Below are 25,103 nucleotides of genomic sequence, written 5' to 3' on the forward strand. Positions count from 1 at the left end.
GATGCGCAAGAAATAGCACTGCCGACAGGCTATTTGGGGCTAAACTTCTATGGTTATGCCGTTATTTAAGCCTTGATTTAACCCCATATAAGTTTCAATTTCGCCTAATGGCATAGGTTTGGCGAAGTAGTACCCCTGAATAACATAGCAACCTCGACTGAAAACATGCTCAAGCTGCTCATGGGTTTCCACGCCCTCCGCAACGACATCTAACTTCAAGTTTCTCGCCAGCTCAATGATGCTGCTCGCTATCGCCTGATCGGCCTTATTGGTTGCGATATCGATAAGGAAGGAGCGATCTATTTTAAGGGTGTTAACTTCGAAATGCCTTAAGTATGCCAGTGACGAGTAACCTGTACCGAAATCATCGATCGCCACATCGATCCCTATGGTTTTAAGCGCTTTAAGGTGTTGCTTGGCCACCTTAAGCTCTTTCATCAACACCCCTTCAGTGATCTCTAAAGAGAGCGCAGAGTGTGGCATACCTGTCTCAGCCGTGATCTGCTGAACGCCGCTAATAAAGTCAGGGAGACGAAAGTGCAGAGCAGAGATGTTAACCGAAACCTTAATCGGTTCGGTCAACTCCTGAGCCCAACGCGCTCCATAAAGACAAGCCTCACGCATGACCCAACGATCAATTTCGACAATCAGGCCACATGCCTCTGCCACCTTAATAAAGATATCTGTGCGAATAAAACCTTCTTTGGGGTGATTCCAGCGTAATAGTGCTTCCACCCCAACGAGTTTATCATTTTGCAAAATATCTATTTGAGGCTGAAAGTGCAGCTCGAGCTCATTTCGCTCTATTGCCTTACGTAGATCCGCTTCTAATGCTAAATGATAAAGCGATTCAGCATTGCGCTCCTCCGAATAATACTTAAAGTGGCCTTTACCCTCTTCCTTAGCGTGATACATAGCTAAGTCGGCATTTTTAATCAACACCTCTGGCTGTTTCGCATCTTCCGGCCATAGACTGACACCGATACTAGTTGAGATATAGAACTCCCGACCATAGATCACGAAAGGCTTTTCTATACTCGCTAGTAACTGCTCGCACAAGTAATTCACGGTATCGATCGTCGGGGTATCACGCAGCAAAATGACAAACTCATCACCACCAAAACGGCACAAGACATTCTCATCTGAAATCAGAGCCTGCAAACGATTAGATGCTTCAACTAACAGGGCATCTCCCATACTATGACCGTAAGAATCATTCACATGCTTGAACCTGTCTAAGTCCAAAAACAGTAGGGCTAAGTTCCCGCCCTCTTTTTCAGCTTGATACACTGACTGAGATAATTTGCTCGAGAACAAAGAGCGGTTAGGTAGGCCAGTTAATACATCAAAATTAGCCAGGCGACGCAGTTCAGCTTCAGTACGTTTACGCTCGGTGATATCCGAAAAAACCACCACATAACGGCTAGCATTGCCACTTGTATTCAAAATAGAGGAGACGTTCAGCCAAGCCGCGCACCTTTGGCCGTCACCCGTATAAACAGAACACTCTCCAGCCCAACTCACCCCCTGCTGCAGTAGGCTAGCAATACTGGTATTTTTCTCTTCGCCCTGTAGTACCTCAGAAAAAGCCATGCCGCTCAAACTTTCAGAATCTAATCTAATAATATCCTCAGCGGCCTTATTGCTCACTTGAATAGTCTCATTGCTATCAAAAATAAGTACTGCTTCTGATGTATTTTCAAAGGCTTGTGCCAATAGATAAACATCATCCTTTAGTTTTCTCTGCTCGGTGATATCACTATAAATCCCAGCAACACGCTCAATAGCCCCTGAAATATCATTCCTTTCGACTGGGCGGCCTAACGCACGAACCCAGCCCATACAGCCATCGGTGCGCCAGTATCGATACTCGACTTCGAATTTATCGGTGCGCTCCTGCAACATATCATTCCATGCCGCCATGACCTCGTCGACATCTTCTTTGTGGATGGGGAACTGCTCTAACTTCAAGTAAACTTGTGACTGCCCGGCAGATAATACGCCCCCCGTATTTTCTAGACGAAATAGATCGCTCTCCCGCTGCCACTCCCATAGCTCAGAGTTACTGCCTCTAAGTGCTTGCTTGAGCCGATTCTCACTTTCGGTTAACGCCGAATTGACCCCTTTAAACGCCATCACTTGGCGCTGACGGTATAAAATAATTCCGAGGCCCGTTAGCAACAGACACAGCAAAATGCCGCCTTTAAACCAAGAAGTTTGCCACCAATACTTTTCAACGTAGAAACTGTATGAAAATGGATTCTCAGACCAAACTTCATTGTCCATACTAAGAATCTCCAGCACATAAGATCCAGATGCTAAACCGGAGATATTAAGTTGGGATTTTCCATCGAGAAAGATATAGTTTACCTGTTCGTCTAGCCCGCCTCGACGTAAGCGATACTTAATCTGCATAGGTTTCACGTTGAGGTAGTCATGGCGAGCTAACTGAAAACTGATTAAGTGGGCACCGGGTAGAATATGATAGTCATTTTTCGGCATCAAACTCAGTTCAGTGCGATCTTCAAAATAGATTTCTATCGACTCTAGCATTATAGAATCATCTGAGATCCTGTTTTCTAATAGCTCGACATCGACCAACATCGCGCCATCAGGGGTACCGAGATATAAGCCCTCTTCGGAGACAAAGTAAGCCCCTTCATTTAGCTCATCACTTAACAAGCCATCCCGTGGTGAAATCACTATGATCTCACCATCAATCACATTTTCTCTCAGTAACGAGCGAGGACACCCCACGATCCGGTAATCGCCAATATTGTCGATAAAGTAGACTGAATCACAACTAACGTCCCAGTTATCAGTCACACTTTTAATCGCACCAGAATGAACATCGAATGACAGTAACCCCTGCGACTCCAAACCAAGCCAAAGTTCCCCTGGGTTAACCTCTTTAATAAATCGAATATTCGACTCACCATTTGTTGCAAAACTTAAGGGGTCCAATACTGGATGAAAGGTATCTTGAGAGTCTAGGTAGCCAAAAATACGCGAGCCACCGAGCCATAAGCGCTGTTCACTGTCTCGAGTAACAGCAACAACCTCAACGGCAATATTACTATTGAGAGCACTACCCAAGCGAATAAGCTTGGGCTCGAGAAATCCTTTTTCCCAATAATAAAGTCCGCTACTAGTTGCAAACCAGATCCGCCCTTCAATGAAAGTATCAAAATAGGTGTTATAAACCATTTTATATTCAAGTGAACTGCGGCCGCCTGACCAAGTCGCAAAACTTTGGCTATGTAAGGTATCTTTATTTACCACAGATAAACCGTTGGTCGTCGACAACAATAGATACTCGTTATCTAACGGATCAATTTTAAAGATGCTGTCGTTTAGATTTATCCCTTGAGGATTAATCGCGTAGGATTTCTGAGTGTGCTTATCGACTAGCATCAAGCCAGCATCGGTACCAAGCCAAATATACTTGTCATCAGCATAGATGGTCCAGATCACCTCATCTTTAAGCTCGTAGGGAGACCCTTTGGTAAATTTATCAATAATAAAATCGGAGTCGACCGCTAAGATAGCGACCCCATCACCGCTGCCACCCACCCAAATCAATCCCGTCTCATCGACGGCAATGTCATAGGTGTAATCTATGTTGGACTTTTGCTTTAATTCGTTGCCGTAGAGCATACCTTTTTGGGCATCAGGCAACCATCGTAGCAAACCAGCTCGAGTCGAGAGCCAGAGATAGCCTTGCTTATCTTCGGCCATATTGGTGATATAGTGTTCAAGCTGTTCGACTTTTTGTATCGACAGGTTTTGTTGGTCAACTTCAAATAGCCCTTTGCTCGAGCTGATCCAAATGCGCCCACTAGAATGCTTGATGACATTTTTAATCATCCCCCACTCATTTTTCCATGGTAAAACGTCTAATCTAACACCATTAATATCGCGAACTTCTAAATGCTTTTCTTGACCCACAAGCAGACGATTATCAGACAGAGATAACATTATCCACCAAAGGTGATCAGGATTACTGGGGAGAAACTTTATTCGCTTAAGGGTCATGCTTTGATAGTTAAATCTAAGCAGCTCACCATCATAGGTCAAAAAGATTCGATCGCCATTTGTATCTTGTATTTGCGATACGATGCCACTACCACGGTACTCAGGAAATAACTCTGGGCTGCCAAACTCGACAAATCGATTAGCGTAAATGTCATAAAGATAAGCTTGGTACTTGCCGCTGACTAAGATGTGCTGCTTGCCAAGAGGAACCGAGAGAAAAAGAATACTATCGCTGATTTTGGAGTCTAGGCCGACCTTGTCGATTCGGCGAACTTTATTGTTGCTGACTCGATACAGCCCCTCCTCTGTCGCCAACCAAGTAAAACCATGCTCATCGAAAGCGATATCCCACACTGTAGCACTGATCAGCCCGTCGCTTGCTGCAAATACTCGCTGAACAACACCGCTAGCCAAGGCGGGCACAGTGCAAGTTAACAATAATAGAATGGAGGCAAGCCAGATTTTTTTGATTATTATTCTCACGTGCTTATGGGATTTTTCATGTTAACCAGAATGTATCATTTAGCCAACACAGATTCACCCATTGTTCACTTAAAACGTACTCTTCCGAGCTGTTAAAAAAAAAGCGCTCAAATGAGCGCTTTTTTTTATTAGCGAAAGCTTACTTTTTCTTCTTTGCCTTAGGGTTTGGCAAATCAGTAATTGAACCTTCGTAAATTTCTGCAGCTAAACCAACTGACTCATGCAGTGTTGGGTGAGCGTGAATGGTTAGTGCTAAATCTTCAGCATCACAACCCATTTCAATTGCTAGGCCAATTTCACCTAGTAGCTCGCCGCCATTAACACCAACAATAGCGCCACCGATAACGCGGTGAGTTTCTTTGTCGAAAATTAGCTTAGTCATACCATCTGCACAATCTGATGCGATTGCACGACCACTTGCTGCCCATGGGAAAGTCGCAGTTTCGTAAGCAACACCTTGCTCTTTAGCTTCTTTCTCAGTTAGACCAACCCAAGCGACTTCTGGGTCTGTGTACGCAATTGATGGAATAACTTTAGGGTCAAAGTAGTGCTTAAGACCAGAAATCACTTCTGCAGCAACGTGACCTTCATGCACACCTTTGTGTGCAAGCATTGGTTGACCAACGATGTCACCAATTGCATAGATGTTTGGTACGTTAGTACGCATCTGCTTATCGACATTGATAAAGCCACGCTCATCAACATTAACGCCAGCTTTGTCTGCGTCTAAACCTTTACCGTTTGGAATACGGCCGATAGCAACTAATACTGCGTCATAACGTACAGGCTCAGCAGGTGCTTTCTTGCCTTCCATTGTCACGTAGATACCATCTTCTTTGGCTTCAACTGCAGTCACCTTAGTTTCAAGCATCAAGTTGAACTTCTTCTTGATCTTCTTGGTGTAGACGCGAACAACGTCTTTGTCTGCAGCAGGAATAACTTGGTCGAACATCTCAACCACGTCAATCTCACTACCTAGTGAAGAGTAAACTGTACCCATCTCTAGACCGATGATACCGCCACCCATAACAAGTAGTTTGCCAGGCACTTCTTTAAGCTCTAGCGCATCAGTTGAATCCCATACACGTGGATCTTCATGAGGAATAAATGGCAACTGAATTGGACGAGAACCCGCAGCAATAATTGCTTGCTCGAAATGAACAACTTTAACGCCGTCTTCACCTTGAACTTCTAGCGTGTTAGGGCCAGTGAACTTACCTAGACCATTAACCACGTCAACCTTACGCATCTTAGACATGCCGCCTAAACCGCTAGTTAGTTGACCGATTACTGATTGCTTGTATTCACGTAGCTTATCAAGATCAATCTGTGGCTCACCGAAAACAACACCGTGGCTTGAAACCGCTTTTGCTTCTTCGATAACTTTAGAAACATGAAGCAAAGCTTTAGAAGGGATACAACCGACGTTAAGACATACACCACCTAACGTGCTGAAACGTTCAACGATAACAGTATCTAGACCTAAGTCTGCAGCACGGAATGCAGCTGAATAGCCAGCAGGGCCAGCGCCTAGTACAACTACCTGAGTTTTAATTTCGTTACTCATGTTTTCCTCTATTCTTTTTATGTCGTTGGTGGCACCGAGTTAACGATAAAACCGACTCAACGATAAACTGTGGCCAAATCTTGTAAGGTGGCCGCATTTTAACCTTTGTTTGATGCTGATCACAATCCTAGAAACGCTTAATCTTGCTGATGTTTATTAATAGTGCCAATTAAGCGAATTAGGTAAGCGACTCAGATAAGCGACCTAGAAAATAGGCTGCTTGTATTAAGCAGCCTATCTGTTTTAAAGCACTAAGGTACGAATGTCTGACAAGCAGTTATTCAAGTACGTGATAAAGCGAGCACCATCGGCGCCATCAATCACACGGTGATCGTAAGACAGTGATAGCGGCAGCATTAAGCGCGGCTCAAACTCTTTACCATTCCAAACTGGCTTCATGTCTGACTTAGACACACCAAGAATAGCGACTTCAGGAGCATTAACGATTGGCGTAAATGCCGTACCGCCAATACCACCTAGGCTTGAGATAGTGAAGCAACCACCCTGCATATCTGCTGCAGTTAACTTACCGCCGCGGGCTTTCTTAGAGATTTCTTTCAGCTCGTCTGATAGCTCGTGAATGCCTTTCTTGTTCACATCTTTAAATACTGGAACAACAAGACCGTTTGGCGTATCAACCGCGATACCCACGTTAACGTACTTCTTCAAAATCAAGCTTTCGCCGTCTTCTGACAATGAAGAGTTAAAGGTTGGGAATGCTTCTAGCGCTTTCGCAACCGCCTTCATGATGAACACCAGCGGTGTGATCTTCATGCCAGAGTCTTTCTTCGCTTCGGCAGCATTTTGCGCCTTACGGAAAGCTTCTAGTTCTGTGATATCAGCGTCATCCCACTGGGTAACATGTGGGATCTTCACCCAGTTACGGTGTAGATTAGCACCAGAAATCTTCTGAATACGTGATAATGGCTTAACTTCTGTTTCACCAAACTTGCTGAAGTCCACTTTTGGCCATGCAAGTAGGTTTAGCTCACCGCCACCAGCTGCAGTTTTAACTGCGCCAGACTCAACTTGCTTAATAACCGCTTTAATGTAGTTTTGAACATCTTCTTTAACTACGCGATTCTTACGGCCAGTACCTTTAACGTTAGCTAGGTTAACGCCTAGTTCACGCGCCATACGGCGGATAACTGGAGAAGCATGAGCGTATGCACTGTTTTCAACGAAGTCTTCTTTCGCTGCAGGCGCCGCTGCTTGGCTAGTAGCAGGAGCTTGGCTTGCAACAGGAGTTGCAACTGGTGCAGCAGGAGCTGGAGCAGCCGCCTGTACTGGAGCAGCAACAGGTGCGCTACCAGCCACTTCAAATGTCATAATCAAAGAACCAGTCGATACTTTATCGCCTTGAGCCACTTTAATTTCTAACACTTTACCAGCAAACGGTGCAGGTACTTCCATCGCAGCCTTATCACCTTCAACGCTGATAAGCGATTGCTCTTCAGTAACAGTATCACCGACGCTAACCATGATTTCAGTCACTTCAACTTCATCACCGCCAATGTCTGGCACGTTAACATCTTGCACTGATGGTGCCGATGCCACTGCAGCAGGTGCTGCAACTGGCGCTGGAGCCGCGGCAGCAGGAGCAGAACCCGTAACTTCAAAAACCATTACCAAGCTACCAGTAGAGACTTTGTCGCCTACATTCACTTTGATTTCTTTCAGTACACCAGCAAATGGTGCAGGTACTTCCATAGAAGCCTTGTCACCTTCAACGCTCATTAGCGATTGCTCTTCAGTAACGCTGTCGCCAACAGTGACTAAAATTTCAGTCACTTCAACTTCGTCATCACCGATATCCGGCACATGCACTTCTTTTAGCTCAGCCGCAGCTGGTGCAGCAGGAGCCGCAACAGGTGCTGACTCAACTGCAGCTACAGGAGCAGATGCTGCGCCTTCAGATTCAAAAATCATAATCAATGAATCGGTAGACACTTTGTCACCCACTACCACTTTAATTTCTTTAACAATACCCGCAGCAGAAGCTGGAACTTCCATCGCCGCTTTATCGCCTTCTACAGAGATAAGTGATTGTTCTTCTTCAACCTTGTCGCCTACGCTAACCAAGATCTCAGTCACTTCAACTTCATCGGCACCAATGTCAGGTACATTAATTTCGATTGTCATTTTGTATTGCCTCTTACGCGTATAGCGGGTTTGTCTTGTCAGCGTCGATATTGAACTTAGCAATGGCTTTAGCAACCACTGACTTTTCAATATCGCCACGTTTAGCGAGTTCATTCAGCGCCGCTACAACAACGTAGCCAGCATTTACTTCAAAGTGACGACGTAGGTTTTCACGGCTGTCTGAACGACCGAAACCATCAGTACCTAGCACTTTGAATGATTCAGAAGGCATAAATGCACGAACTTGTTCAGCATAGTTCTTCATGTAATCGGTTGCAGCAATGGCTGGTTCAGTACCCATGACTTGAGTAATGTACGCTGTCTTTTGCTCAGCTTCTGGGTGCAGCATGTTGAAGCGCTCAACATCTTGACCTTCACGAGTTAGCTCGTTGAATGAAGTCACTGAGTAAACATCAGATGCAACATCGTATTCTTCACTTAGAATTTGAGCCGCTTTACGCACTTCGTTCATGATAGTACCCGAGCTCATTAGCTGAACCTTGTTGCTACCTGTGTACGACTCAAGCTTGTAAATACCTTTACGAATACCTTCTTCGCTACCTTCTGGCATTGCTGGCATCGCGTAGTTTTCGTTCATTAGCGTCAAGTAGTAGAACACGTTCTCTTGGTCGCCATACATACGACGGATACCGTCTTGCATGATTACCGCTAGCTCATACGCAAATGTTGGGTCGTAAGAGATACAGTTTGGAATCGTGTTAGCTTGAACATGGCTATGACCATCTTCGTGCTGCAGACCTTCACCGTTTAGCGTTGTACGACCTGCTGTAGCACCTAATAAGAAACCACGTGCTTGCTGATCACCCGCCATCCATGCCATGTCGCCAACACGTTGGAAACCAAACATTGAGTAGTAGATGTAGAACGGGATCATCGGTAGATCGTTAGTGCTGTATGACGTTGCCGCAGCAACCCACGAAGACATAGCACCTAGCTCGTTGATACCTTCTTGTAATACTTGACCAGAAGTCGCTTCTTTATAGTAAGACACAACACTGCGATCTTCAGGTGTGTATTCCTGACCATGCGGGTTGTAAATACCGATTTGACGGAACAGACCTTCCATACCGAAAGTACGTGCTTCGTCAGCAATAATAGGAACGATGTTCTTACCAATGCCTTTGTTCTTCAGCAAGATGTTCAGTGTACGAACAAATGCCATAGTGGTTGAGATTTCACGCTTTTGCTCAACAAGCAAAGAGCTGAACTCATCAACAGCAGGAAGCTCTAGCGCTTTTGTGAAGTTAGGCAGACGCTGTGGCGTGTAACCATGAAGCGCATCACGACGAGCGTGTAAGTACTTGTACTCTTCTGAACCTTCTTCAAGCGTTAGGTAAGGTAGTTCAGATACTTTCTCATCGCTTAGTAAATCGCCAAGACCAAGACGGTTACGCAACTGAAGTACGTGAGTCATGTCCATCTTCTTCACGCCGTGAGCAATGTTCTTGCCTTCTGCTGCATCACCCATGCCATAACCTTTTACAGTTTTAGCTAAGATGACAGTTGGCTTGCCTTTAGTTTCTTGCGCATTCTTAAATGCTGCAAACAGTTTAGAAGGCTCATGACCACCACGCTTAAGCGCGAAGATCTCTGCATCTGTCATATCAGATACTAGCGCTGCGGTTTCTGGGTACTTACCAAAGAAGTGCTCACGTACATAAGCACCATCTTTTGACTTAAATGTCTGGTAGTCGCCGTCAATAGTTTCGTTCATTAACTGCAGTAGCTTACCCGTAGTATCTTTAGCAATCAGTGCATCCCAGTTGTTACCCCAGATCACTTTAACTACGTTCCAGCCTGCGCCTCTAAATAGACCTTCAAGCTCTTGAATGATCTTACCGTTACCCATAACTGGGCCGTCTAGACGCTGCAAGTTGCAGTTGATTAGGAAGCATAGGTTGTCTAACTTTTCACGTGAAGCGAAAGAAATTGCACCGCGTGATTCCGGCTCATCCATCTCACCGTCACCAAGGAATGCATATACACGCTGAGCTGAAGTATCTTTTAAGCCACGGCCATCTAAGTACTTAAGGAAACGTGCTTGATAAATGGCAGACATTGGGCCTAGACCCATAGATACCGTTGGGAACTGCCAGAACTCAGGCATTAGCTTTGGATGCGGATATGAAGGAATACCTTTACCGTCTACTTCTTGGCGGAAGTTATCTAACTGCTCTTCAGTCAAACGACCTTCTAAGAATGCACGTGAGTAGATACCTGGAGAGATATGACCTTGATAATAAACTAAATCGCCACCATCCACTTCATTTGGTGCACGGAAGAAGTGGTTAAAACACATTTCATAAAACGATGCGGCAGATTGGTAAGACGCCATATGTCCACCAAGATCTAAGTCTTTCTTAGATGCACGCAGGACGATCATGATGGCGTTCCAACGGATGATTGAGCGAATACGGCGCTCAATTGTTGTATTACCAGGATATGCTGGCTCTTGGCTTGTTGGAATCGTGTTGATGTAGTTCGTGGTAATACCCGTCGCCATATCGACACCATCTAAACGGGCCTTATCGAGTACTTGCTCTAGTAGGTATTGAGCTCGTTCAACGCCTTCTTCGCGTACAACTGATTCTAGAGCTGACAACCACTCATTAGTTTCTAGTGGGTCTATGTCGTTTAGCATATGTTCAGACATTTTGCAGTCCTTTCCTATACGTAATACCTAAGTAACCACCGTCGGTTATTAGTGTATTTAAATATTAAAAATTTAGTTCGGTTACAGGCTAATACTCGTTATAGAGTGAGCCTATACACCACTCTTTAAACGACGCAGGCTACGCTGCAATCGGCTATCTTCTTCCCTAACAGACAACATCACTTCTTCAATGTAACTTAAGTGTTCATTGGAGGCTTCGCGTGCAGCTTCGGGATCGCGGCGAACAATAGCGGCTAGCAGTGCTCGCCTATGATCGTTTGCCATAGTAGAGGCTTCTTCGCGTCGGCTTAAAAGCTCTAAGTTCTGTGCCACGTTTTTATGCAGCACAGGAGATAAACTTAATACCAGATGTAGCATAGCCACGTTATGTGATGCCTCCGCGACAGCGCGGTAGAAACGTACAATCGCGTTAGCTTGCTCTTCGATGTTTTTAGCGGCTTCCACTTCTAAAATGGTGCGCTTGATATTTTGCATATCCGCATCAGTACCACGAAGCGCGGCAAAATACGCCATCATGCCTTCAGTGGCATGACGAAACTCCAGTAAGTCATATTGGCTTTCTGAGTCTGAATGCATGAGTTCAACGATTGGGTCGGCAAGACTTTGCCAGAGCTGCTCTTTTACATAGGTTCCGCCGCCTTGACGACGCATTAACAAGCCTTTTGCTTCGAGCTTTTGAATCGCTTCGCGCAATGAAGGTCTAGAGACTTCAAATTGCAACGCCAGTTCGCGTTCAGGAGGAAGCTTCTGTCCTGGTTGGATACTTCCTTCCAAGATCATCTGTTCCAACTGTCCCATAATGACGTCAGATATTTTAGGCTGGTTGATTTTGCTATAAGCCATATGGCCCTCAGCTCCTATTGTAAATTGGTCTTACCAATTTAATTGACTGAGCGCACTTTATCAAATCACACTTTGGATGTCCAGTTAGTGATCTGCATCAAATCTATGCGCGATGTGTGAGCATAGCTGATTTTTCTCACTGTGGGGTCAGACCAATGTGCCAATATTGATATTGGGCGCATTGATAATAATTATTATAAGCAATTAAACATGGAGAGATTTTTTGGTAAATGAATATTGATAGAAGAGAGCGTACGATTCATTAAATGCAAATAAATCGTACAATTCTTGGTCTAATCACGCTTGTACAACTGACTTAAAATCAGCCGTAATTTTCTTTAGAAACGAAACTGTTTGCTTACTAACTCACCACTCCAAATATTGTCATCAAGGAAAGTACCGTAATAAGTAGAATAAAATTACGCTTACTCAACTGTAGTAATGCGATAGTCGACTGTAAACAAATGGGTGCCGATGATGACTCGGGCAATGTTTCAGCAGCGACCGCGACTTGAGTAATCGTGTCACGAGCGGAAGATTGAGGATTCAATGCATATGATAACCAGGCCGAAATGGCTTGTCTGAAATGACCACTTAATACATAACCAAATGAGAAGATGCGACTTGGGATCCAATCAAGCACGAATAGCAGATTATCGACCAAAGGCAGTGCAGTATCACTCTTACGACTCTGTTCGCTATAAAAGCGTACCGTGCAATAAAGCACAGTGCCTACCGGCCCTAGAACAATAATATATAGCGCAATCGCACCGTAATAGCGGTAATTGATCCACGCAACACTCTGCCCTACTTTTTCGCCCAGTTCTTTCTCATTAACAGACTCCAGACAAAGGCTAGAGTCCAATTCATTAGCATAATTAAAGCAGGCTTGTGAGTCTCCGCGGCAAGCCGCTTGTATATAACGCTTGAAAGCCGTTCTTTGTACATTATGGCTAAAGCAAAGCACCGCAATCGACACCCACAGCGCGACACTGGCTGCTCCCCACAATATTCCAGATGCCAGCCAAGACAAGATATAGACAAGAACAGCAGGCAGTAAAATTACCAATATCATCGTCAATAGTGATGGCTGCTGTTGCTCACTGATAAGCGACTTATGATATTTTGATAACAAGTCATCAAACTGCCAAGAATTAGGTAAAAGCCGTAATCTCTCAACTAAAATCGCGACTAATAACGCAAACAAAGCCATAATTTTCACCTTTAATGGTTAATCTGCTCATTTCGACCATTTCTGCCGTCGAACTCGCATTCTATTACAATGCAGCTTTATAACGCTGCCAATCAAAGCTATTACCCGGATCGGTTTTACGCCCCGGAGCTATATCACTATGCCCAGTAACTCTTGAAGGCGTAATATCAGCATAATGAACCATTAGGCTCTTAGTTAATTCAATCAGCCTTTGATACTGCTCGTCTGAATAAGAAAGATCATCAGTCCCTTCAAGCTCAATACCTATAGCAAAGTCATTACAATTACTACGGCCATCAAACTCAGATACCCCTGCATGCCAGGCTCTATCATCACAAGAGACATATTGCACCAACTCACCATCACGCCTGATTAGAAAGTGCGCCGACACTTCCATGCCTTGCAAATCTTTAAAGCTGGTATCGGCTTCAATATCGAGACAACCTTGAAATAGCTGATCAATATAAGGCTGACCAAAACAGCCTGCAGGCAAACTAATATTATGGATCACCAGCAAGCTCACTTCATTAAGCGGCCTAGTATTAAAATGTGGAGATGGGCAGCATCTAGCCTGTGCGACCCAACCATCGCGTAAAGTCATCGGCAAAACAATGATCCTAAAGCAAATATTATTAATCACTTTAGCAGTTTTAACCCTATGAATATAGCTGCGCTTTTGAGAATTATCACCCTCTAAATACCGTTATTTCCAGAGCATAAGCCATGATAATGCTAGCTCACTCCCTAACGACTTATGTTAAGATTAAAACAACTATTAAAGCGTGCCCCATGTATACAACAGTTATAACCCAGTTAATAAGATAAGTTATAAGTCAGTAAGGACAGCCACCATGCTTGAAAATGATATTCGTCTCTCAGTCAAAGCTGCTTTGGATGAAGATTTAGGTCACCAAGATTCCAGTTCGAATCTAACTTCCTCACAAAGATCCGACGCAGACATCACAGCACAGCTAATTCCAGCCGATAAAACAGCAAAAGCCAGCTTAATCACCCGCGAAGAAGGGGTATTTTGCGGAAAGGCCTGGGCTGAACAAGTGTTTAACCAGTTAGGTGGTGAAGTAGCACTGCACTGGCATGTCGATGATGGCGACTTAGTTCTACCTAACCAACTCCTTTGTGAGCTCGAAGGGCCAGCAAGAGCCATCTTAACGGGTGAGCGCACGGCGATGAACTTCATCCAAACCTTATCAGGTGTCGCTACGTTAACTAAACACTATGTGGACCGTTTATCAGGTACTCACACTCGCCTACTCGATACCCGTAAAACGATTCCAGGCCTGCGCACCGCGCAGAAATATGCGGTTACTTGCGGTGGTGGACAGAACCATCGCATCGGTTTATTCGATGCTTTTCTGATCAAAGAAAACCACATCATGGCCTGTGGCAGCATAGAAAAAGCAATCAAAGCAGCTAGAGAGCTACACGCAGACAAACCTGTAGAAGTTGAAGTTGAGAGTATTGACGAGCTAAAACAGGCTCTCGATGCGCAATCAGATATTGTTATGCTAGATAACTTCGATATCACCATGATGATAGAAGCGGTTGAGCTTAACAACAGTTATAAAGCCAATGGCCAAGGTGTGAAACTTGAAGTCTCTGGCGACGTCACTATAGATACCATCTCCAGCTTCGCCAAAACCGGTGTCGACTATATCTCTGTTGGCGCATTAACCAAACATGTCCGCGCACTGGATCTGTCGTTAAGGCTTAAGTAGGTATTTATTTCATTCTTCCAAAATAAAAAGCCTAATTTTATTAGGCTTTTTATTGAGTTCGACTCTAGCAACTGCTCCGATCTGATTAATCATTAATAGATTACCGTCATCGTCATCGTCATCGTCATCGTCGACATTAGACGCTATAAAGTGTCATTAACGAAAATAATCAAGCTGATTAGAAATGCGTTTTAAACGCGAATATCTAAATATCCTTTCTCTCTATTTAGCATAATCAACCAAATAACAGTATTCCTATTCCCCCATAACAACCATTGTAATAACACCAAATGACTAACTTCTTGAGCCACTTTTATATCAACGACTCCTTAGTTAACAACTTTAAAATATACAGCAAGGAGCTAACACTTTCGCGTCGCGAAATGGCGATTCATCAACACGTAAAGTAAACAAAATGTTTAAATATGACTTAAGCTGCTATACAAAACAGAACTAGACAGCGCTTACTCGACGGAAATATAGGGGTAAATAACACAGAGAATAACCGAAGTGCATAGAATTCATCGACTAAATATCTACCTAAATATGCTCACTTCAAAAATAGCGACCAAGACGTAACGTAAAACTGACACCAGACTCACAAATGTCAATATTCCAACCATCGACAAACAACCGCTATAACCATTTAGATAAAAACTCACCATTTTTAGAAAATTTCGCGACTAAAGAGCCACTTTATTGCAAACAGCTATTCCATTTTTGTTAACTTTGTACTAACTTGCACTTAGGCGAGATTGCCAGCTTGGTTAACTCGTTTTAGATATAACAACTGATTTATCGTTACCAGTATTAAATAGAATGTTTATTAACCAGTACGTTCATCAGTACTAAGTTAATTAATAAATACTTCAATTTAATTTGTAACTTTGAGTTCAGTTAATAATAAAGCCGAGTAACCTTAAAAATTAATTTTTATATTTAAGATAGACACGGATACCTGAGGTCGCGCTAAAAGCCACTAATACCGTTATCGTACATACTCTAGAATACAAGTTGTATGCACCTTAACTAACTCATAATAGTGACAATTAGCATAGGAATTTGCGACGTGCTGGCGCAGGAGCATCAAGCAGGGTTGAAGCACTACTTACTGATATAACAGTACGAATAGCGATTTGAATAGCAAAAATCTGCGTTCAAACGTGATTCAAAGCTTTCTAATGGAGATAGGCATGAAAAGCATGATGAACAAGTCACAAATGAATAAAGCTAAGGGCTTCACCCTAATTGAATTGATGATCGTAGTAGCGATTATCGGTATTTTGGCTGCTGTAGCGTTGCCAGCTTATAAAGACTACATCACGACATCAAGTGGTGGTGCAGCGATGAAAGCGGTCAGCTCATTAACTTCTACCACATCAGCTTGTGTTACATCGGGCATTGGCTGTTCAACAGTAGAAAACAATATTGCAGCAGTTCTTGGTATTGCTAAGCCAACTGTTACACAAGGCACTGCATACACAATCACAATGACTAACGATAAGTGCACAGTAAACGGAGCTGTAGATGTCGATGGTAGTGTCACCTATACCGCTGTAGGCGTTGATACAAAAGATAGTCTTCTTTGCCAAGAAGGCTCTGGCGCAGGTTCATAATTACCTCCCAACCTAATCATGATTCCCCTAAAAGCCACTAATAATAGTGGCTTTTTTACTTCTACTGTTAGTCCTGAGATAAGTAGACACAATAAAAGGATTAAAGTCACTTTTAATAAATATATCTACTCGCTTTGGATGTCATATAAAAACTAGAGCTAAATCAAACGACCCTTTCAGAAAGTGATTATGAGCTTGTATCAACAAATACAGAGGCTCTAACAATCACCAAAACAAGCATGTAAATCCGCAAATTTAATAGCTAATTAGACCATTAAGCCAAATCCGAGGAAACCTAGCTTCGAGCAACTCTCCATCTTGATAGCTACTAAAAATGATAACACTCATTATGGATACCGATATCATCAGAAATAATTTCCCAAACAGCCCAACCTTTCCAAAATTGACCTCACAATACTGCACTTGTATTGCCACTAAAAACACAAGCAAAAACTGCGCCATCGGCATGACAATAATACCGCTAAACAAAGAATAGATAAGAGCAGACAACACTGCATAGGTGATAGGAATTGTGGAGCTATGCATAGTCTCTTTCAGATATGCTAAACGTCCATATACACGCCTTATTATCCAAGTAGTTATGACGATACATACGACGATCCCATACTCGTAAAGTAATTGCATAACTGAATTATGCGGATGCGCATTAGGTAAAGGTCTTCCTTCCGCCCAAACAAAGCTCATAGGCCCAAAGCCAAACCATAACTCTTTAGAAATGGAGTTAAGCACATAAAGCCATAGGTCTATGCGGCCAGATGACCCGGTTCTAAGCTGAAAGCTCGAACTTTCTATAACCCACATAGGAATACAGATGATAAATATCAACCACAATACGATACCAAGCAATATTGATTTAACCGTACTGTAAACGAGTATTTTACGTGAACTGGAGGGTAAAAAGCATGCTAACAAAAATAAACCTATAATCAGAGAGAGCAAAGCTCCTCTAGCCTCTGTTTGTAAAAGAACAACCCAGTGGAATGAAAGAGCAAAAACAGAAAGATTTTTGTACTTCTCCATAGATTGCAAAAAAAAAGGCAGTAATAAGACAGGCATAAGCATTACTTGCAATTGATTGAAAAACCTTACATTACTGTATCCAGATACTAAGCTGTGAATATTGAAAGCGTTACCGTCAAAATAAAACAAGCCAAGAAATATTACATATCGAACAAACGTTAGAAGTGAAAATAGCAGCACAAAGGCAAACAAACATCGGTAGAATGTATCTCCATGAATGGTTCTAATGCATGTTGACAGTACATAGAAAGAACAAAACAGCAAGCCGATATTTGCGAGCTCAACTCCGCTCCAGTAAGCATGTTTACTCATAGAAGTCGATATTACAGCCAAAGTTATATATCCCAAAAAGAACATTTGACTAGAATTAGACCACCTAAAAAATTCAACTTTTTTAAATGATAGTAAACCTATAGAAGACAAAAAAATAAATGCAATGACGATGATTCGCTTTAGGTCGTACAGATTATCAACATCAATAACTCTAATGATATTTAGCGAAAAGACAGTCCCAAATAGAATTGACAAGCTAAAAGCTATCATCACTCCCCAAGAATAAATATTTAATGACATTTTCACACCTCACTATTCCCTTTCGCCTATTTGAAGCCTAAACCACATAACTTGTACTCATTGTTCAGGCCATGTTAAGCCATTAATTTAATGCGACCCCCATCATTTGACGAAAAGAGAATACTCACACCCAAAAAGCAAGCGTAAACATATGTTTTTAAAAAACTAAAGTAACACTGACTTTGTTGACTAACTTTATCAATATCTACTTAAAAGTTCGATGACAAAATGCTACAAAAGCGTTATGATTTTTACAGTTGCGTGTAACTGGAATATCTATGCCATCAACCGGCCTAAACTTGGGATTATCGACACTATTTATTCGCAAGGGTCTACTTAGCGAAGAACAATTGGCAGAAGCCGTTGCGCAATCCCGTAAACACAAGCAATCTTTAGTGCGCACCTTAGTCAGCATTAACCTCTTGTCAGCGCGTGAAGTCGCCGATCTTTGCTATGAAGAATACGGCACCCCACTGCTGGATCTTAATGAATTCGATATAGGCTCTATTCCTGAAGAGTTTATCAATAAGAAGCTGATTGAAAAACACAATTGCTTGCCATTGTTTAAACGCGGCAACCGTCTCTATATTGCAACCTCCGACCCAACAAATATCGCAGCACTAGAAGACTTCCAATTCAGCGCGGGCCTGCACGCCGAAGCGATTTTAGTTGAAGACGATAAACTCACTAAAGCGCTTGAAACCATCCTTGAAGATGACATTAGTAGCCTTGATTTAAGCTCAATTGATGAGGAAGCTTTAGCAGGGATAGAAGTAACCGATACCGATAAGCGCGATGAAGAGCAAGATGGTAATGGCAAAGATGACGCGCCAATCGTTATCTATATCAATAAAATCCTCACAGATGCCATACGTAAAGGCGCATCGGATCTGCACTTTGAGCCCTACGAGAAACGCTACCGTATTCGCTTTCGTATCGACGGCATATTGCATGAGGTCTCCGAGCCGCCAGTTAATCTTTCAGGTCGTATTTCAGCCCGTTTAAAGGTGATGTCCAAGCTTGATATTGCCGAGCGCCGAGTCCCCCAAGATGGTCGCATCAAGATGAAGCTATCACGTTCTAAATCCATCGATTTTCGTGTCAGCACCTTGCCCACCATCTGGGGCGAGAAGATTGTAATGCGTATCTTGGACTCATCATCGGCACAGCTTGGTATCGAAAAGCTGGGTTATGAAGATGACCAGAGAATCATGTACGAAGAAATGCTACAAAAACCACAAGGCATGATCCTAGTGACCGGCCCTACGGGTTCAGGTAAGACGGTATCGCTGTATACCGGCCTTAATATTCTTAATACCCAAGAGCGTAATATCTCCACCGCCGAGGATCCGGTGGAGATTAACCTCGAAGGGGTTAACCAGGTCCACATTAACCTGAAAGCGGGCTTAACTTTCGCATCAGCGCTGCGCTCATTCCTGCGCCAAGACCCTGATGTGGTGATGGTGGGTGAAATCCGAGATTTAGAGACCGCTGAGATTGCCATCAAAGCGGCGCAAACGGGTCACTTAGTGTTATCAACTCTACATACCAACTCTGCAGCTGAAACGCTAACCCGCTTAATCAATATGGGCGTACCAGGTTATAACATCGCCAGCTCGGTGAACCTGATTATCGCCCAGCGTCTTTCAAGACGCTTATGCCCGACCTGCAAGGTGCCAGAAGATATTCCAGCTGATGGGCTTTTAAAGCTTGGTTTTAGCCAAGAGCAAGTCGATGCAGGCATAACCCCCCACAAGCCTGTAGGTTGCGATCTCTGCTCTGGCGGCTATAAAGGCCGAGTCGGAATCTACGAAGTAATGAAGATGTCAGATGAAATTGCCCGTACCATTATGGAGGGAGGCAATTCCCTTCAAATTCTTAAACAAGCAAAGAAACAGGGGATGCGCGACTTACGAGATTCAGGTCTATTGAAAGTCATCCAAGGCGTCACCAGTATTACCGAAATCAATCGTGTCACTAGTTTTTAACCCTTCACCCAACTTTAGCTACTCACTTAAATATCAGAAGGATACGTTATGGCGACGGCAACAATTAAAACAAAAAAGAATCCCGCCAAGAAATCAAAAAACGAACCCAAAGTCCTCACCTACGAGTGGAAAGGCACAAATCGTGATGGCTCAAAAACTTCTGGCGAGCTAAGAGGCGTTTCAAGCGCCGAGATCCGCGCTCAATTAAAAAGCCAAGGTGTGACGCCTAAATCAGTAAAAAAACAAGCGGCTCCGCTATTCAAACTTGGCGATCCTAAAATACAACCCATGGATATAGCCATGGTCACTCGCCAAATTGCCACCATGTTAGCCGCGGGCGTCCCTCTTGTGACTACGATTGAACTCCTTGGTCGTGGTCATGAAAAAGCTAAAATGCGCGAATTATTGGCCACAATTCTTGCCGAAATTCAATCAGGTATCCCTTTATCTGATGCACTGCGACCACACAGGCAATACTTTGATGATCTTTATGTCGACCTCGTTGCAGCAGGGGAACACTCTGGTTCTCTTGATACCGTATTCGATCGCATTGCGACCTATAGAGAGAAGTCCGAAGCGCTAAAGTCAAAAATTAAGAAGGCAATGTTTTATCCTGCTGCCGTTGTTATCGTCGCGGTTTTGGTTACGGCTTTATTACTACTGTTTGTAGTTCCACAATTTGAAGAAATTTTTAAAGGCTTTGGCGCTGAGCTGCCAGCATTCACTCAATTTGTATTGGTTATCTCTCGTGGGCTTGAAAGCTCTTGGTACTTCTTTGCCGCCGCTATCGCTATGGCTGTGTTTGCATTTAAGAAAACACATCAAAACTCGCAGCTTTTTCGTGATCAAGTTGATGCATTTCTCTTAAAAATACCAGCCATAGGCCCCATTCTGCACAAAGGGGCTATGGCGCGTTTTGCTCGTACCTTAGCAACCACCTTCGCAGCGGGTGTTCCATTGATTGACGGTTTGGAGTCTGCAGCAGGTGCGTCAGGTAATGCCGTCTATCGTAAAGCGATTTTAAAAATTCGTACCGAAGTCATGTCAGGTATGCAGATGAACGTCGCTATGCGTACAACAGGCCTCTTTCCTGATATGCTAATTCAGATGGTGATGATTGGTGAGGAGTCAGGTTCACTCGATAATATGCTCAATAAAGTGGCTAATATCTATGAAATGCAGGTCGATGATGCCGTTGATGGCTTATCAAGTCTTATCGAACCTATTATGATGGTCGTTATCGGCACCGTTGTTGGCGGTTTGATCGTCGCCATGTACTTACCAATCTTCCAAATGGGTAAAGTCGTTAGTTAACATAATCATGTTACTGCTAACTTCAAAAATTTAAGAAAAATAATGACTGAACTAATTTCTGTTTTTAGCCAGACCCCTTGGCTGTTTATAAGCTTAAGCTTTGTGTTTGCAGCTGTGATCGGCAGCTTTTTAAATGTGGTAATTCATCGCATGCCGGTAATGATGAAACGAGAATGGCAACAAGAGTGTAATCACTACCTAAGTGAATACAAAAAACAGGTATTTGATAGCAATAAAAAACTGCTTGAAGCTCCAATTGATGCTTTTCCAGAGAAATACAATTTAGTCGTTCCTGGCTCTGCTTGCCCCAAATGCAAAACGAATATCAAAGCTATCCATAACCTACCGATACTTGGTTGGTTGATACTAAAAGGCAAATGCGCAGCCTGTAGCAATCCTATCTCGGCTCGCTACCCTATTGTCGAGCTACTAACTGGCGCACTAGTCGCCTTTTTGGCTTGGCACTTTGGCCCCACCCTAGAATTTGCGCTAACCACTTTACTGACCTTTTGCCTTATCGCCTTAACGGGTATCGATCTGGACGAAATGCTGTTACCAGATCAAATTACCCTGCCCTTATTATGGCTAGGTCTTATCGTTAACTTAGGTGGCACCTTTGCAACAACATCTGATGCCTTAATAGGAGCTGCAGCGGGTTACTTAAGTTTATGGAGCGTGTTCTGGCTATTTAAACTGCTGACAGGCAAGGAAGGTATGGGCTATGGCGACTTTAAGCTACTAGCCGTTTTTGGCGCTTGGTTTGGCTGGCAAGTGTTACCACTGGTTATCTTATTGTCATCCCTAGTAGGCGCTATTGTGGGTATTGCGCTTATCCTGTTCAAGAAATTAAACCATGGCAATCCAATTCCATTTGGGCCTTACATCGCAGCTGCAGGCTGGATAGCCATGATCTGGGGCGAGAGCATTACCAACTGGTACCTTTCAACCTTATAAAGGTCATAATAGAGTAAAAGGAATCATTATGGCTGACTATATAGTTGGACTAACAGGTGGCATTGGTAGCGGTAAAACAACAGTTGCTAACCTTTTTGCAGAACTCGGCACGACACTGGTTGATGCAGATATCATCGCCCGCGATGTTGTAGCAAAGGGCTCTACTGGCCTTAGCCAAATTGTTGAACATTTTGGTGCAGACATGCTATCGACCGATGGCAATCTAGATCGCGCAAAGCTTAGAGAAAAAATTTTTTCAGATAACTCTGCGAGGTTATGGCTAAATAACCTGCTACACCCAATGATTAGAGATGAAATGCTGAAGCAGTGCAAAGATGCCCAATCAGATTATGTAATTATGGTTGTGCCCTTGCTATTTGAGAACGGGTTAGATAGCTTAGTAGATCGAACACTTTTGGTGGATATTTCACCAAAACTGCAGCAGCAAAGAACCATTAGCAGAGATGCAGTTACTGCACAGCAAGTAAAAAAGATAATAGGCAGTCAGGCTTCTAGAGCCGATAAACTGTCAAAAGCTGATGATGTCATAGACAATCAGGGAAAGATATCGGCGTTAAAGTGCAAGGTACATGCACTACATAACTTTTATTTAAAATTAGCTAGTAATTCTTGAATAACGCCATGACTGAATTGATCTATGAACAGCCTCTTAATGAAAAAACTCGTAGCTACCTGCGTCTAGAATATTTAGCGCAGCAACTACAGGCCAACCTAGAACAAGATCACCAGCATCGCTGTTTTTATCCGCTCTTCTCTTTATGCGAACTTACCGAACGCTGCGATTACCGCGGCGAAGTCCTGAAAGACTTAGATAGGCAGCTGTTTGCCTTATCAAAATGGCAATCGCTACCAACTATCAATGATGAGCAGGTTGAACTGTATATATCAAAGCTGAGTACTTGTAGAGACATATTGCAAGCCTCTCAACGACCAGGTCATGAGTTGCAGAAAGATCGCTTCTTATCAGCCCTAAGGCAAAGGTTCAATATGCCCGGCGCCAGTTGTAATTTTGACTTACCACAACTCCATTACTGGTTAGCAAAACCCTGGGAAGATCGGCAGAGTGAATATCAAGATTGGGTTGGCCACTTTGCTAGCATACTTTCACCTGTAAATTTGCTTCTTGACTTAACAAGACAGACAACAGAATACCAGCTGAAGCAGGCTTGTGGCGGCTTTTATCAAGGGAGCAGTAAACAGCCTTTATCTCTAATTAGGGTCAAGCTCGCCGCAGAGCAAGGATGCTATCCAACCATTAGTGGTAATAGGAACCGCTACGCCATTCACTTTGTAAAGTTTGACCAACAAAAGCACTCAGATCAAACTATCGAATTCGAGTTGGCAACCTGCGTCTAACACTTTAAAATCTACTAATACACTTTCAAGCGTCAGCCCCTTAACTGACAAGGTTCTCTATGTCTTTAACCGTAAAATGCCCAACCTGCCAAACACCTGTTACTTGGAATGCTGAAGCTGAGTTCAAACCTTTTTGCAGTGAACGCTGTAAGCTTATCGACCTTGGCGATTGGGCATCTGAAAAGAATGCTATTCCAGTTAAACCTGAATTCGATCCAGAGCTGTTAGATCAATTAGGCTACGACGATGCCGATTTCTTCCTAGACGAAAATCCATTCGAACAAGATAAAAACCAATGAGTAAACAAATTCACGTTGCTGTAGGTGTTATCCAAGATCATCATAAACGAACTTTATTAGCGAAACGCCCTCAACACCTACACCAAGGTGGAAAATGGGAGTTCCCAGGTGGTAAGGTCGAAAAACAAGAAACTACCTCAGAAGCCCTTATACGAGAGCTAAAAGAGGAGGTCAATTTAGACGTTATTAGCACTGAGCCTATGATGGAAATCCATCATGACTACGGCGATAAACAAGTCTTCTTAGATATCCATTGGGTGACCAATTTTAGTGGTGAAGCTAAAGGCTTAGAAGGTCAGCAAGTCTGCTGGGTTGAGAAAGACCAACTCAGCCAGTACGAATTCCCCGAAGCCAATAAAGCTATCTTAGATAGAATCCTAGGCTAATCACGTTATCTGCAAACAGCCTTGAGCAATAAATAGCCTTGAGCAATAAACAGCCATGAGCCACAAAAGTGGCTCTGTTTTCCTCCATAACTACCGAAGCCTAAACTTCATCCCCTCCAAGCTCATGCTTTCACGCTTATGCTCCAATTCATTTTTCGTAATCAGTACCTCTATAACTAGCGCCATAAACAACCAAAAGGCTCTAGGGCAATGCTTTTTACCTCTATTTCGTAAATCCTTTAGCGCCTATCATGGCCAGCTTCGAGCAAGCTCTCCGCGTTCACCCCATGCATCAAACTTCGTTTGATAAGCACAAGGGCTTCACCCTACTCCACATGGGTATTGAGCCTCACTACGTTCGGACTTTTTACTTCCCCATGTTAGTTCGGTCACCTTTCCAGACAAAAACGAGAAAGCCCGCTACATCGTAGCGGGCTTTCTCGTATTTGGCGCCTGGAAATGACCTACGACCCACATGGATGTGGGAAGTGTCGATTATGCAGGAGCATATAATCGCCCTCGGTTCGCGCAGCGAACACATGGGGGCGAAGAGGTTGCGCTTAATGTACGAAGTACATTGCAATCTTGTAGCGCGTAGCAGCTTTGCTGCAAGCTGGAGAACCCGCTCAGCGGCGAGTTGACGTCGGGGGTAGGCATTTATGCCTACTTTAAGTGAAGTAGTCACCTTAACGGGTAGCTGTATTCTAGATAAGTTAGCGTTCAATATTTTACAAACGCCTAAACGCAAAAAAGCCACCTTAATAAGGTGGCTTTTCGACTTAAATAGGCGCCTGGAAATGACCTACTCTCACATGGGGAGACCCCACACTACCATCGGCGA

17 protein-coding genes are annotated in these 25,103 nt (G+C 43.4%); 9 read left to right on the plus strand and 8 right to left on the minus strand.

The window, feature by feature from the left end:
• Positions 1 to 39: 39 nt before the first annotated feature.
• The 7 genes from Q1A86_RS19445 to ampD all read right to left on the minus strand — a co-directional run bounded on the left by Q1A86_RS19445 (position 40) and on the right by ampD (position 13,579).
• Positions 40 to 4,518 (minus strand): EAL domain-containing protein, encoded by a 4,479-nt coding sequence (locus tag Q1A86_RS19445; RefSeq protein WP_299810551.1) that lies wholly within the window; start codon positions 4,516 to 4,518, stop codon positions 40 to 42.
• 139 nt (positions 4,519 to 4,657) lie between these two features.
• Complete coding sequence (gene lpdA, locus Q1A86_RS19450) at positions 4,658 to 6,085, minus strand: dihydrolipoyl dehydrogenase (RefSeq protein WP_299810554.1); 1,428 nt, start codon at positions 6,083 to 6,085, stop codon at positions 4,658 to 4,660.
• Between the two features lie 243 nt (positions 6,086 to 6,328).
• Positions 6,329 to 8,227, minus strand: a complete 1,899-nt coding sequence (gene aceF, locus Q1A86_RS19455) for a pyruvate dehydrogenase complex dihydrolipoyllysine-residue acetyltransferase (RefSeq protein ID WP_299810557.1) — start codon at positions 8,225 to 8,227, stop codon at positions 6,329 to 6,331.
• A gap of 13 nt (positions 8,228 to 8,240) precedes the next feature.
• Positions 8,241 to 10,901, minus strand: a complete 2,661-nt coding sequence (gene aceE / locus Q1A86_RS19460; protein WP_299810560.1) for a pyruvate dehydrogenase (acetyl-transferring), homodimeric type — start codon at positions 10,899 to 10,901, stop codon at positions 8,241 to 8,243.
• 111 nt (positions 10,902 to 11,012) lie between these two features.
• On the minus strand, positions 11,013 to 11,765 hold the full coding sequence (gene pdhR / locus Q1A86_RS19465) for a pyruvate dehydrogenase complex transcriptional repressor PdhR (protein ID WP_299810563.1): 753 nt from the start codon (positions 11,763 to 11,765) through the stop codon (positions 11,013 to 11,015).
• Positions 11,766 to 12,126: 361 nt separating this feature from the next.
• Entirely contained in the window at positions 12,127 to 12,978 is an 852-nt protein-coding gene (gene ampE / locus Q1A86_RS19470) for a beta-lactamase regulator AmpE (RefSeq protein ID WP_299810566.1), read from the minus strand.
• 64 nt (positions 12,979 to 13,042) lie between these two features.
• Positions 13,043 to 13,579: a 1,6-anhydro-N-acetylmuramyl-L-alanine amidase AmpD gene (gene ampD, locus Q1A86_RS19475; protein WP_299810594.1), complete on the minus strand. Its 537-nt coding sequence runs from the start codon at positions 13,577 to 13,579 to the stop codon at positions 13,043 to 13,045.
• Between the two features lie 250 nt (positions 13,580 to 13,829).
• Between ampD and nadC the strand changes: the two genes are divergently transcribed.
• Both nadC and Q1A86_RS21215 read left to right on the plus strand, forming a co-directional pair.
• Complete coding sequence (gene nadC, locus Q1A86_RS19480; RefSeq protein WP_299810569.1) at positions 13,830 to 14,714, plus strand: carboxylating nicotinate-nucleotide diphosphorylase; 885 nt, start codon at positions 13,830 to 13,832, stop codon at positions 14,712 to 14,714.
• A gap of 1,220 nt (positions 14,715 to 15,934) precedes the next feature.
• On the plus strand, positions 15,935 to 16,330 hold the full coding sequence (locus Q1A86_RS21215; RefSeq protein ID WP_367277939.1) for a prepilin-type N-terminal cleavage/methylation domain-containing protein: 396 nt from the start codon (positions 15,935 to 15,937) through the stop codon (positions 16,328 to 16,330).
• Between the two features lie 255 nt (positions 16,331 to 16,585).
• Here Q1A86_RS21215 and Q1A86_RS19490 read toward each other — a convergent pair whose 3' ends face one another.
• Positions 16,586 to 17,944: an O-antigen ligase gene (locus Q1A86_RS19490; RefSeq protein ID WP_299810572.1), complete on the minus strand. Its 1,359-nt coding sequence runs from the start codon at positions 17,942 to 17,944 to the stop codon at positions 16,586 to 16,588.
• Positions 17,945 to 18,222: 278 nt separating this feature from the next.
• On the opposite strand from Q1A86_RS19490, the gene pilB reads away from it, so the two are divergent.
• The 7 genes from pilB to mutT are packed head-to-tail and all read left to right on the plus strand — an operon-like array spanning position 18,223 to position 24,262.
• Positions 18,223 to 19,932, plus strand: a complete 1,710-nt coding sequence (gene pilB, locus Q1A86_RS19495; RefSeq protein WP_299810574.1) for a type IV-A pilus assembly ATPase PilB — start codon at positions 18,223 to 18,225, stop codon at positions 19,930 to 19,932.
• Between the two features lie 48 nt (positions 19,933 to 19,980).
• Positions 19,981 to 21,246 (plus strand): type II secretion system F family protein, encoded by a 1,266-nt coding sequence (locus tag Q1A86_RS19500; RefSeq protein WP_299810577.1) that lies wholly within the window; start codon positions 19,981 to 19,983, stop codon positions 21,244 to 21,246.
• A gap of 42 nt (positions 21,247 to 21,288) precedes the next feature.
• Positions 21,289 to 22,200, plus strand: a complete 912-nt coding sequence (locus Q1A86_RS19505) for an A24 family peptidase (protein WP_299810580.1) — start codon at positions 21,289 to 21,291, stop codon at positions 22,198 to 22,200.
• Positions 22,201 to 22,228: 28 nt separating this feature from the next.
• Entirely contained in the window at positions 22,229 to 22,834 is a 606-nt protein-coding gene (gene coaE, locus Q1A86_RS19510; RefSeq protein ID WP_299810583.1) for a dephospho-CoA kinase, read from the plus strand.
• An 8-nt stretch (positions 22,835 to 22,842) separates the two neighbouring features.
• On the plus strand, positions 22,843 to 23,577 hold the full coding sequence (gene zapD / locus Q1A86_RS19515) for a cell division protein ZapD (protein WP_299810586.1): 735 nt from the start codon (positions 22,843 to 22,845) through the stop codon (positions 23,575 to 23,577).
• Positions 23,578 to 23,636: 59 nt separating this feature from the next.
• Positions 23,637 to 23,876 carry a DNA gyrase inhibitor YacG gene (gene yacG / locus Q1A86_RS19520; RefSeq protein ID WP_299810588.1) on the plus strand — a complete coding sequence of 80 codons (240 nt, stop codon included), beginning with the start codon at positions 23,637 to 23,639 and terminating at the stop codon, positions 23,874 to 23,876.
• Entirely contained in the window at positions 23,873 to 24,262 is a 390-nt protein-coding gene (gene mutT, locus Q1A86_RS19525) for an 8-oxo-dGTP diphosphatase MutT (protein ID WP_299810591.1), read from the plus strand. Before yacG ends, mutT begins: the two co-directional genes overlap by 4 nt.
• Positions 24,263 to 25,103 lie beyond the last annotated feature (841 nt).

The organism is uncultured Shewanella sp. (assembly GCF_947497935.1).
Taxonomy (GTDB): Bacteria; Pseudomonadota; Gammaproteobacteria; order Enterobacterales; family Shewanellaceae; genus Shewanella.

Excerpts from the sequence above, each read along its gene's own strand:
- lpdA (WP_299810554.1), bottom strand. The coding sequence starts at position 6,085 with ATGAGTAACGAAATTAAAACTCAGGTAGTTGTACTAGGCGCTGGCCCT.
- aceF (WP_299810557.1), bottom strand. The coding sequence starts at position 8,227 with ATGACAATCGAAATTAATGTACCTGACATTGGTGCCGATGAAGTTGAA.
- aceE (WP_299810560.1), bottom strand. The coding sequence starts at position 10,901 with ATGTCTGAACATATGCTAAACGACATAGACCCACTAGAAACTAATGAG.
- pdhR (WP_299810563.1), bottom strand. The coding sequence starts at position 11,765 with ATGGCTTATAGCAAAATCAACCAGCCTAAAATATCTGACGTCATTATG.
- ampE (WP_299810566.1), bottom strand. The coding sequence starts at position 12,978 with ATGGCTTTGTTTGCGTTATTAGTCGCGATTTTAGTTGAGAGATTACGG.
- ampD (WP_299810594.1), bottom strand. The coding sequence starts at position 13,579 with ATGACTTTACGCGATGGTTGGGTCGCACAGGCTAGATGCTGCCCATCT.
- nadC (WP_299810569.1), top strand. The coding sequence starts at position 13,830 with ATGCTTGAAAATGATATTCGTCTCTCAGTCAAAGCTGCTTTGGATGAA.
- Q1A86_RS21215 (WP_367277939.1), top strand. The coding sequence starts at position 15,935 with ATGAATAAAGCTAAGGGCTTCACCCTAATTGAATTGATGATCGTAGTA.
- Q1A86_RS19490 (WP_299810572.1), bottom strand. The coding sequence starts at position 17,944 with ATGTCATTAAATATTTATTCTTGGGGAGTGATGATAGCTTTTAGCTTG.
- pilB (WP_299810574.1), top strand. The coding sequence starts at position 18,223 with ATGCCATCAACCGGCCTAAACTTGGGATTATCGACACTATTTATTCGC.
- Q1A86_RS19500 (WP_299810577.1), top strand. The coding sequence starts at position 19,981 with ATGGCGACGGCAACAATTAAAACAAAAAAGAATCCCGCCAAGAAATCA.
- Q1A86_RS19505 (WP_299810580.1), top strand. The coding sequence starts at position 21,289 with ATGACTGAACTAATTTCTGTTTTTAGCCAGACCCCTTGGCTGTTTATA.
- coaE (WP_299810583.1), top strand. The coding sequence starts at position 22,229 with ATGGCTGACTATATAGTTGGACTAACAGGTGGCATTGGTAGCGGTAAA.
- zapD (WP_299810586.1), top strand. The coding sequence starts at position 22,843 with ATGACTGAATTGATCTATGAACAGCCTCTTAATGAAAAAACTCGTAGC.
- yacG (WP_299810588.1), top strand. The coding sequence starts at position 23,637 with ATGTCTTTAACCGTAAAATGCCCAACCTGCCAAACACCTGTTACTTGG.
- mutT (WP_299810591.1), top strand. The coding sequence starts at position 23,873 with ATGAGTAAACAAATTCACGTTGCTGTAGGTGTTATCCAAGATCATCAT.